The organism is Enterobacter sp. BNK-34 (assembly GCF_048684445.1).
GTDB classification, from domain to species: Bacteria; Pseudomonadota; Gammaproteobacteria; order Enterobacterales; family Enterobacteriaceae; genus Enterobacter; species Enterobacter pseudoroggenkampii.
Window position 1 is genome coordinate 1,406,977 of record NZ_JBLQUA010000001.1, and the last position, 13,921, is coordinate 1,420,897.

The window sequence follows — 13,921 nt, forward strand, 5'->3', positions numbered from 1 at the left end:
GGTGAATACTGTTCGTCTGCCGATATCCTCTCAGCATAGTCGCTGTCCTGCGGTTAGCGGTGAATTATACGGCACACGATTTCTGACGGGATGATTTATCTTAAGAACCATTAAGAAAATACTTATTCACCAGGCTGGAGCCGTTTGTGCAATGAACCAGAGGCAGGGCGAAACGAGGAAGAAGCTTTTCGCCCTGGTCAGCATCCGTTGCTGACCGTTTGACAATAAAAAACCGGACGATCGCTGACAATCCTCCGGTTTTGCCTTTTCGTCGCGCCTCGACAATTTTTTATGATGTTGCAGTGCGTTTCAACGTCACTGCGAGGCTCTTCCCAGCCAGCTGTCCCAGTCTTTCCAGACAGGCTGAAGACCCTGCGCCGTCAGAGCGGCGGCGACCACTTCCGGACGTCGTCCATCATGCGGCGCAAACTGCTCGAGCTCCGGATGATCGTCGGCGTAACCGCCAGGCTGTGTTTTGGAAAACGCGCTGACGTTGTTAATCGCAAGCGGGATAACGCGATCGCGAAACGCCGGGGACTCACGCGTTGAGAGCGATAATTCCACTTCCGGAGCGAGCAGGCGAAACGCGCAGATGGTTTGCACCAGCTGGCGTTCATCCATCAGCGAAGCCGGTTCAATTCCGCCCGCGCAGGGCCTCAGACGCGGGAAGGAGATGGAATAACGGCTCTGCCAGTAGCGCTGCTGAAGCCACAGCAAATGTTCCGCCACCATGTAACAATCCACCCGCCAGCTGTCGGAGAGCCCGATCAGCGCACCCAGACCGATTTTGTCGATGCCCGCGCGACCCAGCCTGTCCGGTGTTTCCAGCCGGAAAAAGAAATCCTGTTTCTTACCCTTCAGGTGGTGCCGGGCGTACGTCGCCTCGTGGTAGGTTTCCTGGTAGACCATGACCCCGTCCAGCCCGAGCGTTTTGAGCTCCGCGTACTCCTCCTGCGCCAGGGGCTGTACTTCCATATGCAACGACGCAAACTGACGACGGATGGCGGGAAGGTGCTGACGGAAATAGTCCATTCCCACTTTTCCCTGATGTTCGCCCGTGACCAGCAGAAGATGTTCAAAGCCCATTTCACGAATAGCCGCACACTCACGGGCAATCTCACCTTCATCGAGCGTTTTACGTTTGATGCGGTTGCTCATGGAGAAGCCGCAATAGGTGCAGTCATTGGCGCACAGGTTTGAGAGATAGAGCGGCACGTAGAAACTCACCGTGTTGCCAAAACGCTGGCGGGTGAGCCGCTGTGCTCGCTGGGCCATCGGTTCGAGGTACGCACTGGCCGCCGGGGAGAGCAGGGCCATCAGATCCTCGCGGGTCAGATGGCGGGCATTCAGCGCACGCTCCACGTCAGCCGCCGTTTTGCTGTTGATGCGCAGGGCAATGTCGTCCCAGTTAAGCTGCCGCCAGCGCTCGGTAAACGTGCTCATGAGATCGCCTCCAGAAAACCGGTCAGCGGGCTGGTGGCCTGCGCCTGGAAACTGCGCGAGCCGGGGCCGGACTCCCTTGCCAGCAACCCAGCCTCTACGGCCATGCGGAACGCGCGCGCCATCATGACCGGATCGTCGGCAACCGCGATGGCCGTATTCACCAGCACCGCGTCGGCGCCCATCTCCAGCGCCTGTGCGGCATGGCTGGGCACGCCAATGCCCGCATCAACCACCACCGGCACGGTAGCCTGCTCAATAATGATTTCCAGCATCGCACGGGTCTCCAGCCCCTGGTTGGAGCCAATGGGGGCGCCCAGCGGCATGACGGCGGCGCAGCCGACCTCTTCCAGCCGTTTGCACAGAACAGGGTCGGCGCCGCAGTAAGGGAGGACGGTAAACCCTTGCTGCACCAGCTTTTCTGCCGCTTTCAGCGTTTCGATAGGGTCGGGCAGCAGCCAGCGGGCGTCAGGATGAATTTCCAGCTTCAGCCAGCGGGTGCCGAGCGCCTCGCGGGCCAGCTGCGCGGCGAAAATCGCCTCTTCGGCCGTTTTGGCACCGGAGGTGTTGGGCAGCAGCGTGACGCCTGCCTCCAGTAAAGGAGCCAGAATGGCATCGCTGTGATGACGCAGATCCACGCGCTTGAGCGCCAGCGTCACCAGCTGGCTGCCGCTTTCGCGAATGGCATCCACCATCAGCTGCGGCGAGGCGAATTTTCCGGTTCCGGTAAACAGATGTGAATCAAAGACTTTATCGGCAATACGTAACATCTCAGCCCCCTGCGATAACCTGAAACAGCAGGATCTGGTCGCCGTCATTGACCTGCTGATGTTCCCACTGCTCGCGCGGCAGGATCTGTTGATTGAGCGCCAGCGCCGTTCCCGGTTTGAGCTGACGCAGCTTGTCGAGCAGTACCGCAACGGTGAGCCCGTCTTCGCATCTCATCGGCTCATCGTTAAACAGAATGCGCATCGCGGCCTCCACATACCGGGCAGCGGCTGGCGCGGCGTAACGCCAGCTGGCGCCAGCCGGCTGAGCGGGCATCAAACAGCCGCAGCGTATTGCGTTCCGTCTCCATGCCGCTGAGCAGCTTGATGGCTTCCAGCGCCTGCATGGTGCCCATTACGCCGACCACCGGACCCAGAATACCCGCCGTCCGGCAGTTGCGCGCTGGCTCGGCATCATCCGGCCACAGACAGCGATAGCAGCCCTGCGTCCACGGTGGCGTCAGAACCATCATCTGCCCGCCGAACCCCACCGCGCTGGCGGTGATAAGCGGCGTATGATTTGCCACGCACGCGGCGTTAATCGCCTGGCGCGTCGCCATGTTGTCGGTACAGTCCAGCACCACATCGGCAAGGGCGACTTCACGGTGCAGGCTTTCACCGCTAAGACGCTCCTGTAAGGCAATCAGCTCGATATCCGGGTTTAGCTGGTTCAGCCGCTGCCGGGTGATTTGCGCTTTCGGCTGGTTGATATCCTCGGTGGTAAAGAGGATTTGTCGCTGCAGGTTGCTGAGGTGAACCTCGTCGTCGTCGGCCAGCACCAGCGTACCGATACCTGCACCTGCCAGATAAAGCGCGGCGGGCGCGCCTAATCCGCCCAGACCGACAATCAGCACCCGGCTGGCGAGCAGCTTTTGCTGCCCATCGATGGCGATATCTTCCAGAAGGATCTGACGGCTGTAGCGCATAAAATCACGATCGTTCATCGTCAGCTCCTGCCAGCTGTAACAGCTGTTCGGTGGCGGACTGCCAGTCTGCAGCCTGGGTGATGGCGCTGACGACGGCGATGCTGCCGACGCCGGTCTCCAGCACCGCCGGGGCGCGTTCAAGGCTGATTCCGCCGATGGCGACGGTGGGGTAATCGGCAAGGCGTTTAACGTGACTCGCCAGCTGCGTCAGACCCTGCGGTGCGGAGGGCATCTGCTTGGTTTGCGTCGGGAAGACGTGGCCCAGCGCGATGTATGAGGGACGGGCCGCCAGGGCCACGTCGATCTCCATGTCATCGTGCGTTGACACGCCAAGACGCAGCCCGGCTTCACGGATAGCGCTCAGATCCGTTGTTTCGAGGTCTTCCTGACCCAGATGCACGCCGTACGCCCGGTGCTTAACGGCCAGCCGCCAGTAATCGTTGATAAACAGGCGGGCGTTATACCGACGCCCCAGCGCGATGGCGGCAACCACATCGGCTTCCACCTCGTCATCGCGCTTATCCTTGATGCGCAGCTGGAGGGTGCGAACGCCTGCCTCCAGCAGTCGCTCTATCCACGCCACGCTGTCCACCACCGGATAGAGCCCTAAACGGTAGGGGACGGGTGGGAAATCGGGCTGGTACATTACGCCTCCTCTTTTTTGAGGTAGATTTCGCCGCCTTTGGCGCGGAAGGTTTCAGACATGTCCGCCATGCCCACTTCAATGGTTTGCGCGGCGGCGTAGTCACGCACTTCCTGGCTGATTTTCATCGAGCAGAATTTTGGCCCGCACATAGAGCAGAAGTGCGCGACTTTGCCTGATTCCTGCGGCAGGGTCTCGTCGTGATAGGCGCGGGCGGTGAACGGATCCAACGCCAGGTTGAACTGGTCTTCCCAGCGGAATTCAAAGCGCGCCTTCGACATGGCGTTATCGCGGATTTGCGCCCCCGGGTGGCCTTTGGCCAGATCCGCCGCGTGGGCGGCAATTTTGTAGGTAATCAGCCCCTGCTTCACGTCCTCTTTGTTTGGCAGGCCGAGGTGCTCTTTCGGCGTCACGTAGCAGAGCATGGCGCAGCCGAACCAGCCGATCATCGCCGCGCCAATGCCTGACGTGAAGTGGTCATAGCCCGGCGCAATATCGGTGGTCAACGGTCCCAGGGTATAGAACGGGGCCTCATGGCAGTGCTCCAGCTCTTCGGTCATGTTGCGGCGGATCATCTGCATCGGCACGTGTCCCGGGCCTTCAATCATCACCTGCACGTCATACTCCCAGGCGATTTTAGTCAGCTCGCCCAGCGTGTGCAGCTCGGCAAACTGCGCTTCGTCGTTGGCGTCGCGGATGGAGCCCGGACGCAGGCCGTCGCCCAGCGACAGGGAGACGTCATAGGCGGCGCAGATTTCGCAGATCTCGCGGAAGTGTTCATAGAGGAAGTTTTCCTGGTGATGGGACAAGCACCACTTCGCCATGATGGAACCGCCGCGCGAGACGATACCGGTCAGACGCTTCGCCGTCATCGGCACGTAGCGCAGCAGCACGCCCGCGTGAATGGTGAAGTAGTCCACGCCCTGCTCGGCTTGCTCCAGCAGCGTGTCGCGGAACGCTTCCCAGGTCAGGTCTTCGGCAATGCCGTTGACCTTCTCCAGCGCCTGATAAATCGGGACGGTGCCAATCGGCACCGGGCTGTTACGCAGGATCCATTCGCGGGTTTCGTGAATATAGCGGCCGGTGGAGAGGTCCATTACCGTGTCCGCGCCCCAGCGCGTGGACCAGACCAGCTTTTCCACCTCTTCTTCGATGGAGGAGGTGACGGCCGAGTTACCGATGTTCGCGTTGACCTTCACCAGGAAGTTGCGGCCGATAATCATCGGCTCGGATTCCGGGTGGTTAATGTTGGCGGGGATAATCGCGCGCCCGGCGGCCACTTCGTCACGCACAAACTCCGGCGTGATGTTCTCCGGCAGGCGAGCGCCAAAGCCTTCACCCGGATGCTGATAGCGCAGCACTTCGCTACGGATGCGCTCGCGACCCATGTTTTCGCGGATGGCGATGAATTCCATTTCCGGCGTGACGATGCCCTGGCGGGCGTAGTGCAGCTGGGTCACGCATTTGCCCGCTTTAGCGCGTTTTGGCGTCAGCAGGCCGGTAAAGCGCAGCTCGTCCAGACCGTCGTCGGCCAGGCGCTCTTTGGTGTACGCAGAGCTGCGCACGCTCAGTTCCTCGCAGTCGTTGCGCGCATCAATCCACGGCTGGCGCAGCTTAGCCAGACCCTGCTGGACGTTGATGGCAACATCAGGGTCGCCGTACGGACCGGAGGTGTCATACACCGGCACGGCTTCGTTGTCTTCGTACTGCGGATTCTCTTTGCTGCCGCCGATAAGCGTCGGGCTGAGCTGGATTTCGCGCATCGGGACGCGGATATCGGCCTGCGAGCCGGAAATGTAGATGCGTTTCGAGTTCGGGAAAGCGGTGCCTTCCAGGGTGTCGATGAAGTGTTGGGCCTGTGCGCGCTGTTCGCGGCGGGTCAGTTTTGCAGTAGACATAGCTCATTCCAAAAGTGAAGGACATGGCTTGTCAGACGACGGATGAAGCAAGAGAGGATCGCCCGGGGGGCGATACAACAGCAGTGTGACTCTTGTTCCCTTCGCAGGTATTAACCTGATCAGGTTCCGCGGATCCCGAATTAACGGTCTCAGCCCGCGCTTTCAGGCGCTGGGCACTCCGACAAGAAAAATCCCCCTCGTGAGAGGGGCGAATGGTTGTAAATTACTCGTTAACGGTGAAGAACTCAAGCAGGGCGCGCGACGTTCTCTTCGTTACTGATGTTCAAATCATTGTCCAGTACAAGGGCGATCAGCTTATCTTCCAGCGTGAATCGCTCTTCCAGCGCTTCACCGAGGTCGGATAGCGCCCGCTGAAACTCAAGATAGTTATCGTGATCGATGGCGTTCTCGAGCGCGGAATCATAGTAATCCATGATCTGCTGGGTGTTGGCTTCCAGCAGCGGATAGAGCTTGCTGGCTGCTAAATACGGTGTTGTCCCTTCCATTTCGCGGATAATGCGTTCATAAATATTGAAATGGCCGTCGGACAGATAGTCGACCAGGCCCTGACAAAAATCATCCAGCGCTTTTTCATTCAGTCGCATAAACGATTCTTTGCCAGGCTTAATGCCGACCAGATTGTAATAAGCCACGAGTAGATGCTTGCGCACATGTAGCCAGCGATCCACCAGTTTGTTACTTCCTCTAACGCGCTCAGTCAGGCTTTCCAGCTGGTTTAACATGGTCGACTCCGCAAAATGTAGGATTGAATCTGCTTATCCAGAATGTAACCACAATGCTAACAACATGTCAGTGAAGCGAAGGTAGTGCAATAGATATGGATCGTATTATTGAAAAATCAGATCTTGGTTGGTGGATCGTCAGTCACGAACAAAAATTATGGCTTCCTGCCGGGGAAATCCCCTATGGCGCAGCTGAGGCGTTCGATCTTGCTGGCCAGCCAGCGCTACAGATCGGCGAGTGGCAGGGTGAGCCCGTGTGGTTGATCCAACAGCCCCGCCGCCAGGATATGGGATCTGTGCGCCAGGTGCTGGATCTGGACGTGGGGCTGTTCCAGCTGGCGGGGCGCGGCGTGCAGCTGGCGGAGTTTTACCGCTCGCATAAATACTGCGGCTATTGCGGCCATACCATGCGTCCGAGCAAAACCGAATGGGCGATGCTCTGCAACCACTGCCGCGAACGCTACTATCCGCAGATTGCGCCGTGCATCATCGTCGCTATCCGCCGGGAGGATTCCATCCTGCTGGCGCAGCATACCCGCCATCGCAACGGCGTTCACACCGTGCTGGCCGGCTTCGTCGAAGTGGGCGAAACGCTGGAGCAGGCGGTGGCGCGCGAGGTGATGGAGGAGAGCGGGATCAAAGTGAAGAACCTGCGCTACGTCACTTCCCAGCCGTGGCCGTTCCCGCAGTCGCTGATGACGGCCTTTATGGCCGAATATGACAGCGGCGAGATCGTTATCGATCAGAAAGAGCTGCTGGATGCGAACTGGTATCGCTACGACGATTTACCGCTGTTACCTCCGCCGGGCACCGTGGCGCGTCGGCTGATAGAAGATACCGTGGCGATATGTCGGGCCGAGTATGAGTAGTGTTACACTGAGGCCATGACGCTTAAGGAACTGCAAAAATGACCGAACTGAAGAACGATCGTTATCTGCGTGCGCTGCTGCGCCAGCCCGTTGATGTCACCCCGGTGTGGATGATGCGCCAGGCGGGACGCTATCTGCCAGAGTACAAAGCCACGCGCGCGCAGGCGGGCGATTTTATGTCGCTGTGCAAAAACGCCGAGCTGGCCTGTGAAGTGACGCTCCAGCCGCTGCGCCGCTTCCCGCTGGATGCTGCGATCCTCTTCTCGGATATTCTGACCATTCCGGATGCCATGGGCCTTGGCCTGTACTTCGAAACCGGTGAAGGCCCGCGTTTCACCTCTCCGATCAAAAGCAAAGCCGACGTGGACAAGCTGCCGATCCCCGATCCGGAAGGCGAGCTGGGCTACGTGATGAACGCCGTACGCACCATTCGCCGCGAGCTGAAAGGCGAAGTGCCGCTGATTGGCTTCTCCGGCAGCCCGTGGACGCTGGCAACCTATATGGTGGAAGGAGGCAGCAGCAAAGCCTTCACCCTGATTAAAAAGATGATGTACGCCGAGCCGCTGGCCCTGCATGCGCTGCTCGACAAGCTGGCGAAGAGCGTCACCCTCTATCTGAACGCGCAGATTAAGGCGGGTGCGCAGTCGGTGATGATTTTCGATACCTGGGGTGGTGTGCTGACCGGACGCGATTATCAACAGTTCTCCCTGTATTACATGCACAAAATCGTCGACGGCCTGCTGCGTGAAAACGAAGGTCGCCGCGTGCCGGTGACGCTGTTCACTAAAGGTGGCGGTCAGTGGCTGGAAGCGATGGCGGCCACCGGCTGCGACGCGCTGGGTCTCGACTGGACCACCGATATTGCCGATGCGCGTCGTCGCGTGGGTGACAAAGTGGCGCTGCAGGGCAATATGGACCCGTCCATGCTCTATGCGCCGCCAGCCCGCATTGAAGAAGAAGTGTCGACTATACTGTCTGGTTTCGGCCAGGGGGAAGGCCACGTCTTTAACCTCGGCCACGGTATTCATCAGGATGTACCGCCAGAGCACGCAGGCGTATTTGTGGAGGCGGTGCATCGGCTTTCTGCCCAGTATCACAAGTAAGGAGTTGTTATGGATCTCGCGTCGCTACGCGCTCAACAAATCGAACTGGCCTCATCGGTGATCCGCGAGGATCGTCTGGATAAGGATCCTCCGCAGTACATTGGCGGAGCAGACGTCGGGTTCGAGCAGGGTGGGGAAGTGACGCGAGCGGCGATGGTGGTACTGAAATACCCTTCGCTTGAGCTGGTGGAGTACAAGGTCGCGCGTATCGCGACCACCATGCCGTATATCCCGGGCTTTCTCTCCTTCCGCGAATATCCCGCACTGCTGGCAGCGTGGGAGCAGCTCTCGCAAAAACCTGACCTGCTGTTTGTCGATGGGCACGGGATCTCACACCCGCGCCGTTTAGGCGTTGCCAGCCACTTTGGGCTGCTGGTGGATGTGCCGACCATTGGCGTTGCCAAGAAACGCCTGTGCGGCGCGTTTGAGCCACTCTCCGCCGAGCCGGGCGCGCTGGCACCGCTTATCCATAAAGGCGAGCAGCTGGCGTGGGTCTGGCGCAGCAAGGCTCGCTGTAATCCGCTATTCATCGCCACCGGCCATCGGGTGAGCATGGACAGCGCTCTGGCGTGGGTACAGCGCTGCATGAACGGCTACCGCTTACCGGAGCCGACGCGCTGGGCTGACGCGGTGGCCTCTTCGCGTCCGGCTTTTGTTCGTTGGCAGGAAATTCAGCGGTGATTCAGGTAAACTGCGCCTAATTTTCGATTCGAGAGATCATCATGCTACAAAACCCGATTCACCTGCGCCTTGAAAAGCTGGAAAGCTGGCAGCACGTCACCTTTATGGCTTGCCTGTGCGAGCGCATGTATCCCAACTATGCCGCGTTCTGTAAGCAGACGGGCTTTGGTGATGGCCATATCTACCGCCGCATTCTGGATCTGATCTGGGAAACGCTGACGGTGAAAGACGCGAAGGTGAATTTCGACTCTCAGCTCGAAAAGCTCGAAGAGGCGATTCCGGTGGCGGATGATTTTGACCTGTACGGCGTCTACCCGGCGATTGATGCCTGCGTGGCGTTAAGCGAACTGCTTCACTCCCGTCTGAGCGGTGAGACGCTGGAGCACGCTATTGAAGTCAGTAAGGCATCTATTACGACCGTGGCGATGCTGGAAATGACCCAGGAAGGTCGCGAAATGACCGATGAAGAGCTGCGTGCAAACCCGGCCGTGGAGCAAGAATGGGACATTCAGTGGGAAATTTTCCGCCTGCTGGCAGAGTGTGAAGAACGCGATATTGAACTGATAAAAGGGCTGCGTGCGGACTTACGTGAGGCCGGTGAGAGTAATATTGGTATAATTTTTAACCAATGAGATAAGAAAACTTGAGATAACGCCCGTTTTGTCGCTCCTCGACTCTTCCCTTTCGCCCCTTGTCTGGTCTACATTTGGGGGGCGAAAAAAAGTGGCTATCGGTGCGTGTATGCAGGAGAGTGCTTTTTTGGCATTTTCGTCGCACTCGATGCTTAGCAAGCGATAAACACATTGAAAGGATAACTTATGAACAAGACTCAACTGATTGATGTAATTGCGGACAAGGCTGATCTGTCTAAAGTGCAGGCTAAAGCTGCTCTGGAATCTACCCTGGCTGCTATTACTGAGTCTCTGAAAGAAGGCGATGCTGTACAACTGGTTGGTTTCGGTACCTTCAAAGTGAACCACCGCGCTGAGCGTACTGGCCGCAACCCGCAGACCGGTAAAGAAATCAAAATCGCCGCAGCGAACGTGCCGGCATTTGTTTCTGGTAAAGCACTGAAAGACGCAGTTAAGTAAGACGCGTGGCAGTGAACAGTTTTAGCGAAGGGGCGGCAACGCCCCTTTTGTCTTTCTGGCGCGGAACGCTCGCGCTGGCAGGCATGCTGCTGCTGTCCGCCTGCAGCCACGACACCTCCCTGCCGCCGTTTACCGCCAGCGGCTACGCGGACAACCAGGGTGCAGTCAGGATCTGGCGCAAAGATTCCGGCGGCGAAGTGCATCTGCTTTCTGCCTTTAGCCCGTGGCATAACGGCAATACGTCGACGGCGGAATATCGCTGGCAGGGAGATGACCTGTCGCTGATTGAACTGAACGTCTACAGCAAGACCCCCGAACACGTGAAAGTGCGTTTTGACGACCATGGCGAGCTGAGCTTTATGCAGCGCGAAGTCAGTGGTCAAAAACAGCAGCTTTCCAGCGATCAAATCGCCCTCTACCGTTATCGTGCCGAACAAATTCGCCAGACCAGCGATGCGCTTCGTCTGGGACGCGTTGTGCTGCGCCAGGGGCGCTGGCATAACGACGGGACGGTAACCACCTGCGAAGGGCAAACGGTCAAGCCTGAGCTTGAATCCTGGGCGACCGAACACATTCAACGCCGTCAGCGTCATTCCTCAATGGAAGTGAGTGTGGCGTGGCTGGAAGCGCCGGAAGGCTCTCAGCTGCTGCTGGTGGCGAACGAAGACTTCTGTACCTGGCAGCCGACAGAGAAGAGTTTTTGAGGTAAATCCCCTCTCCCTTGAGGGAGAGGGTGAGGGCGAGGAGGAATTACTCCCCCTGCTCGCGCGCAATCGCGCGATAGCCGATATCCTGACGGCTAAAGCTACCGTTCCAGTGAATATCCGCCATCAGCGCATAGGCGCGCTTCTGCGCTTCTGCCACGGTATGACCCAGCGCGGTCGCACACAGCACGCGTCCGCCGTTGGTCAGAACGCGATCGTCTTCAGCCAGCTTCGTACCGGCATGGAACACCTTCGCACCGTCAATCTCTTCCAGCGGCAGACCGTGGATCTCATCCCCGGTGTTGTAATTACCCGGATAACCACCCGCAGCAATCACCACACCCAGAGATGCACGCTCGTCCCACTCTGACGTTTTCTCGTCCAGCTTGCCTTCGCAGGCTGCCAGACACAGATCCACCAGATCGGATTTCATGCGCAGCATGATGGGCTGAGTTTCCGGATCGCCAAAGCGGCAGTTGAATTCGATAACCTTAGGGTTACCCTGCTTGTCGATCATCAGGCCCGCGTAGAGGAAACCGGTGTAGGTGTTACCTTCCGCCGCCATCCCTTTCACGGTTGGCCAGATGACGCGATCCATGGTGCGCTGGTGGACTTCGTCAGTCACGACCGGAGCAGGGGAGTAGGCGCCCATTCCGCCGGTATTCGGGCCGGTATCGGCATTACCCACACGCTTGTGGTCCTGGCTGGTGGCCATCGGCAGAACGTGCTCGCCGTCGACCATCACGATAAAGCTGGCTTCTTCACCGTCGAGGAACTCTTCAATCACGATACGGTGGCCCGCATCGCCGAAAGCGTTACCTGCCAGCATGTCCTGAACCGCGGCTTCGGCTTCTTCGAGCGTCATCGCGACGATCACGCCTTTACCGGCGGCCAGACCGTCGGCCTTGATAACAATCGGCGCGCCCTTCTCACGTAAGTAGGCCAGAGCAGGCTCCACTTCAGTGAAATTCTGATATTCCGCCGTCGGGATATTATGACGCGCGAGGAAATCTTTGGTGAAGGCTTTGGAGCCTTCCAGCTGCGCGGCCCCTTGTGTTGGCCCGAAGATTGTCAGGCCCGCCGCGCGGAACGCGTCAACGACGCCAATCACCAGCGGCGATTCCGGGCCGACGATGGTCAGGTCGATTTTCTCGCTCTGGGCAAAACTCAGCAGCGCCGGAATGTCAGTCACGCCGATAGCCACGTTCTGCAGCGCGGGTTCCAGTGCGGTACCGGCGTTGCCCGGTGCCACGAAGACCGTTTTCACCAGCGGAGACTGCGCCGCTTTCCACGCCAGCGCGTGCTCGCGTCCGCCGTTACCAATCACTAATACTTTCATTTTCAGCTCCGGGAATTAATGGCGGAAGTGGCGCATGTCGGTGAAAATCATCGCAATGCCGTGTTCGTCGGCGGCGGCAATCACTTCGTCGTCGCGGATTGAGCCGCCAGGCTGGATCACGCAGGTGATGCCGACAGCAGCTGCCGCATCGATACCGTCACGGAACGGGAAGAACGCGTCAGAAGCCATGGCGGAGCCTTTCACTTCCAGACCTTCATCGCCTGCTTTAATGCCCGCGATTTTCGCGGAGTAGACGCGGCTCATCTGGCCAGCACCTATTCCGATGGTCATATTCTCTTTCGCGTAGACGATGGCGTTGGATTTGACGAACTTCGCCACTTTCCAGCAGAACAGCGCGTCACGTAGTTCCTGTTCGGTCGGCTGACGTTTGGTCACCACGCGCAGGTCGGCTTCTGTCACCATACCCAGATCGCGATCCTGAACCAGCAGGCCGCCGTTGACGCGTTTGAAGTCCAGGCCCGGCACGCGTTCTGCCCACTGGCCGCAAACCAGTACGCGCACGTTCTGTTTTGCCGCGGTAATTTTGAGCGCCTCTTCGGATGCGGATGGCGCGATGATCACTTCAACGAACTGGCGGGAGATGATGGCCTGAGCCGTTTCAGCATCCAGCTCGCGGTTGAAGGCGATAATGCCGCCGAACGCAGAGGTCGGGTCGGTTTTGTAGGCGCGATCGTAGGCATCCAGAATAGAGGTACTCACGGCAACGCCGCATGGGTTCGCGTGCTTGACGATAACGCAGGCCGGCTCGCTGAACTCTTTTACGCATTCCAGCGCGGCGTCGGTGTCGGCAATGTTGTTATAGGAGAGGGCTTTGCCCTGAACCTGCTGAGCGGTCGCAACAGAGGCTTCTTTTACCTCTTCTTCTATATAGAAGGCTGCTTGCTGGTGGCTGTTCTCACCGTAACGCATATCCTGCTTCTTAATGAAGTTCAGGTTCAGGGTGCGCGGGAAGCGGCCTGAAGGATCTTTGCTTTCACCGTGGTAAGCCGGTACCAGGCTACCGAAGTAGTTGGCGATCATGCTGTCGTACGCGGCGGTGTGTTCGAAGGCTTTGATGGCGAGGTCGAAACGCGTTTCCAGGGTCAGCGACCCTTCGTTGGCATCCATCTCATTAATAATGGTTTCGTAATCGCTGCTCTTTACGACGATGGCCACATCTTTATGGTTCTTGGCCGCGGAGCGCACCATGGTCGGGCCGCCGATATCAATATTCTCTACCGCATCTTCCAGAGAGCAGCCTTCGCGGGCAACGGTCTGGGCAAACGGGTAGAGGTTAACAACCACCATGTCGATTGGTGCGATGTCATGCTGTTCCATAATGGCGTCGTCCTGACCGCGACGGCCAAGAATACCGCCGTGGACTTTTGGATGCAGGGTTTTGACGCGTCCATCCATCATTTCCGGGAAACCGGTGTAATCGGACACTTCGGTTACCGGCAGACCTTTATCTGCTAACAGGCGAGCGGTACCGCCTGTAGAAAGCAGCTCCACACCGCGTGCGGAAAGTGCCTGAGCGAATTCGACGATACCGGCTTTATCAGAAACACTGAGCAGAGCGCGGCGGACTGGACGACGTTGTTGCATGGTAAATCCCCTGGATTTCACGATTACAGAGAGCGTTAGATGAATTTTCCTGTGAAAAACTCATCTAACACACCTGACGAGGCATCCTTGTTAAGCGCGAGCATTTTAACGA

The 13,921-nt window shown here is 58.3% G+C and carries 15 protein-coding genes and 1 riboswitch; of the genes, 6 read left to right on the forward strand and 9 right to left on the reverse strand.

The features are described 5' to 3' along the window. Positions 1 to 315: 315 nt before the first annotated feature. The 7 genes from thiH to ACMGG5_RS06975 form a co-directional block, all read right to left on the reverse strand. The gene (gene thiH / locus ACMGG5_RS06945; protein WP_420277642.1) at positions 316 to 1,443 is read right to left on the reverse strand and encodes a 2-iminoacetate synthase ThiH; all 1,128 of its coding nucleotides are present in this window, start codon (positions 1,441 to 1,443) and stop codon (positions 316 to 318) included. Beyond that, on the reverse strand, positions 1,440 to 2,210 hold the full coding sequence (gene thiG, locus ACMGG5_RS06950) for a thiazole synthase (protein ID WP_023334103.1): 771 nt from the start codon (positions 2,208 to 2,210) through the stop codon (positions 1,440 to 1,442). Before thiG ends, thiH begins: the two co-directional genes overlap by 4 nt. A 1-nt stretch (position 2,211) precedes the next feature. After that, positions 2,212 to 2,412, reverse strand: a complete 201-nt coding sequence (gene thiS / locus ACMGG5_RS06955) for a sulfur carrier protein ThiS (RefSeq protein ID WP_024908257.1) — start codon at positions 2,410 to 2,412, stop codon at positions 2,212 to 2,214. After that, positions 2,396 to 3,151 (reverse strand): HesA/MoeB/ThiF family protein, encoded by a 756-nt coding sequence (locus ACMGG5_RS06960; RefSeq protein WP_024908256.1) that lies wholly within the window; start codon positions 3,149 to 3,151, stop codon positions 2,396 to 2,398. Before ACMGG5_RS06960 ends, thiS begins: the two co-directional genes overlap by 17 nt. Beyond that, complete coding sequence (gene thiE, locus ACMGG5_RS06965; RefSeq protein WP_024908255.1) at positions 3,138 to 3,779, reverse strand: thiamine phosphate synthase; 642 nt, start codon at positions 3,777 to 3,779, stop codon at positions 3,138 to 3,140. The genes ACMGG5_RS06960 and thiE overlap by 14 nt, the downstream gene beginning before the upstream one ends. After that, complete coding sequence (gene thiC / locus ACMGG5_RS06970) at positions 3,779 to 5,674, reverse strand: phosphomethylpyrimidine synthase ThiC (RefSeq protein ID WP_148769241.1); 1,896 nt, start codon at positions 5,672 to 5,674, stop codon at positions 3,779 to 3,781. The genes thiE and thiC overlap by 1 nt, the downstream gene beginning before the upstream one ends. Before the next feature lie 79 nt (positions 5,675 to 5,753). Further along, positions 5,754 to 5,865: riboswitch (TPP riboswitch) on the reverse strand. A gap of 54 nt (positions 5,866 to 5,919) precedes the next feature. Continuing rightward, the gene (locus tag ACMGG5_RS06975; protein WP_023334107.1) at positions 5,920 to 6,417 is read right to left on the reverse strand and encodes an Rsd/AlgQ family anti-sigma factor; all 498 of its coding nucleotides are present in this window, start codon (positions 6,415 to 6,417) and stop codon (positions 5,920 to 5,922) included. Between the two features lie 95 nt (positions 6,418 to 6,512). On the opposite strand from ACMGG5_RS06975, the gene nudC reads away from it, so the two are divergent. The 6 genes from nudC to ACMGG5_RS07005 all read left to right on the forward strand — a co-directional run bounded on the left by nudC (position 6,513) and on the right by ACMGG5_RS07005 (position 10,865). Further along, positions 6,513 to 7,286, forward strand: coding sequence for an NAD(+) diphosphatase (gene nudC / locus ACMGG5_RS06980; RefSeq protein ID WP_420277643.1), 774 nt, complete (start codon positions 6,513 to 6,515; stop codon positions 7,284 to 7,286). Positions 7,287 to 7,324: 38 nt separating this feature from the next. Then, positions 7,325 to 8,389: a uroporphyrinogen decarboxylase gene (gene hemE / locus ACMGG5_RS06985; protein WP_024908252.1), complete on the forward strand. Its 1,065-nt coding sequence runs from the start codon at positions 7,325 to 7,327 to the stop codon at positions 8,387 to 8,389. 9 nt (positions 8,390 to 8,398) lie between these two features. Then, entirely contained in the window at positions 8,399 to 9,070 is a 672-nt protein-coding gene (nfi, locus tag ACMGG5_RS06990; protein WP_032648402.1) for a deoxyribonuclease V, read from the forward strand. A gap of 41 nt (positions 9,071 to 9,111) precedes the next feature. Next, complete coding sequence (locus ACMGG5_RS06995) at positions 9,112 to 9,702, forward strand: YjaG family protein (protein ID WP_008503468.1); 591 nt, start codon at positions 9,112 to 9,114, stop codon at positions 9,700 to 9,702. A gap of 186 nt (positions 9,703 to 9,888) precedes the next feature. After that, positions 9,889 to 10,161: a nucleoid-associated protein HU-alpha gene (gene hupA / locus ACMGG5_RS07000; protein ID WP_002445246.1), complete on the forward strand. Its 273-nt coding sequence runs from the start codon at positions 9,889 to 9,891 to the stop codon at positions 10,159 to 10,161. An 11-nt stretch (positions 10,162 to 10,172) separates the two neighbouring features. Continuing rightward, the gene (locus ACMGG5_RS07005; protein ID WP_024908250.1) at positions 10,173 to 10,865 is read left to right on the forward strand and encodes a DUF1481 domain-containing protein; all 693 of its coding nucleotides are present in this window, start codon (positions 10,173 to 10,175) and stop codon (positions 10,863 to 10,865) included. Between the two features lie 46 nt (positions 10,866 to 10,911). Here ACMGG5_RS07005 and purD read toward each other — a convergent pair whose 3' ends face one another. Beyond that, positions 10,912 to 12,204, reverse strand: a complete 1,293-nt coding sequence (purD, locus tag ACMGG5_RS07010) for a phosphoribosylamine--glycine ligase (RefSeq protein WP_420277644.1) — start codon at positions 12,202 to 12,204, stop codon at positions 10,912 to 10,914. Between the two features lie 15 nt (positions 12,205 to 12,219). Next, entirely contained in the window at positions 12,220 to 13,809 is a 1,590-nt protein-coding gene (purH, locus tag ACMGG5_RS07015; RefSeq protein WP_061716167.1) for a bifunctional phosphoribosylaminoimidazolecarboxamide formyltransferase/IMP cyclohydrolase, read from the reverse strand. Positions 13,810 to 13,921: the final 112 nt, after the last annotated feature.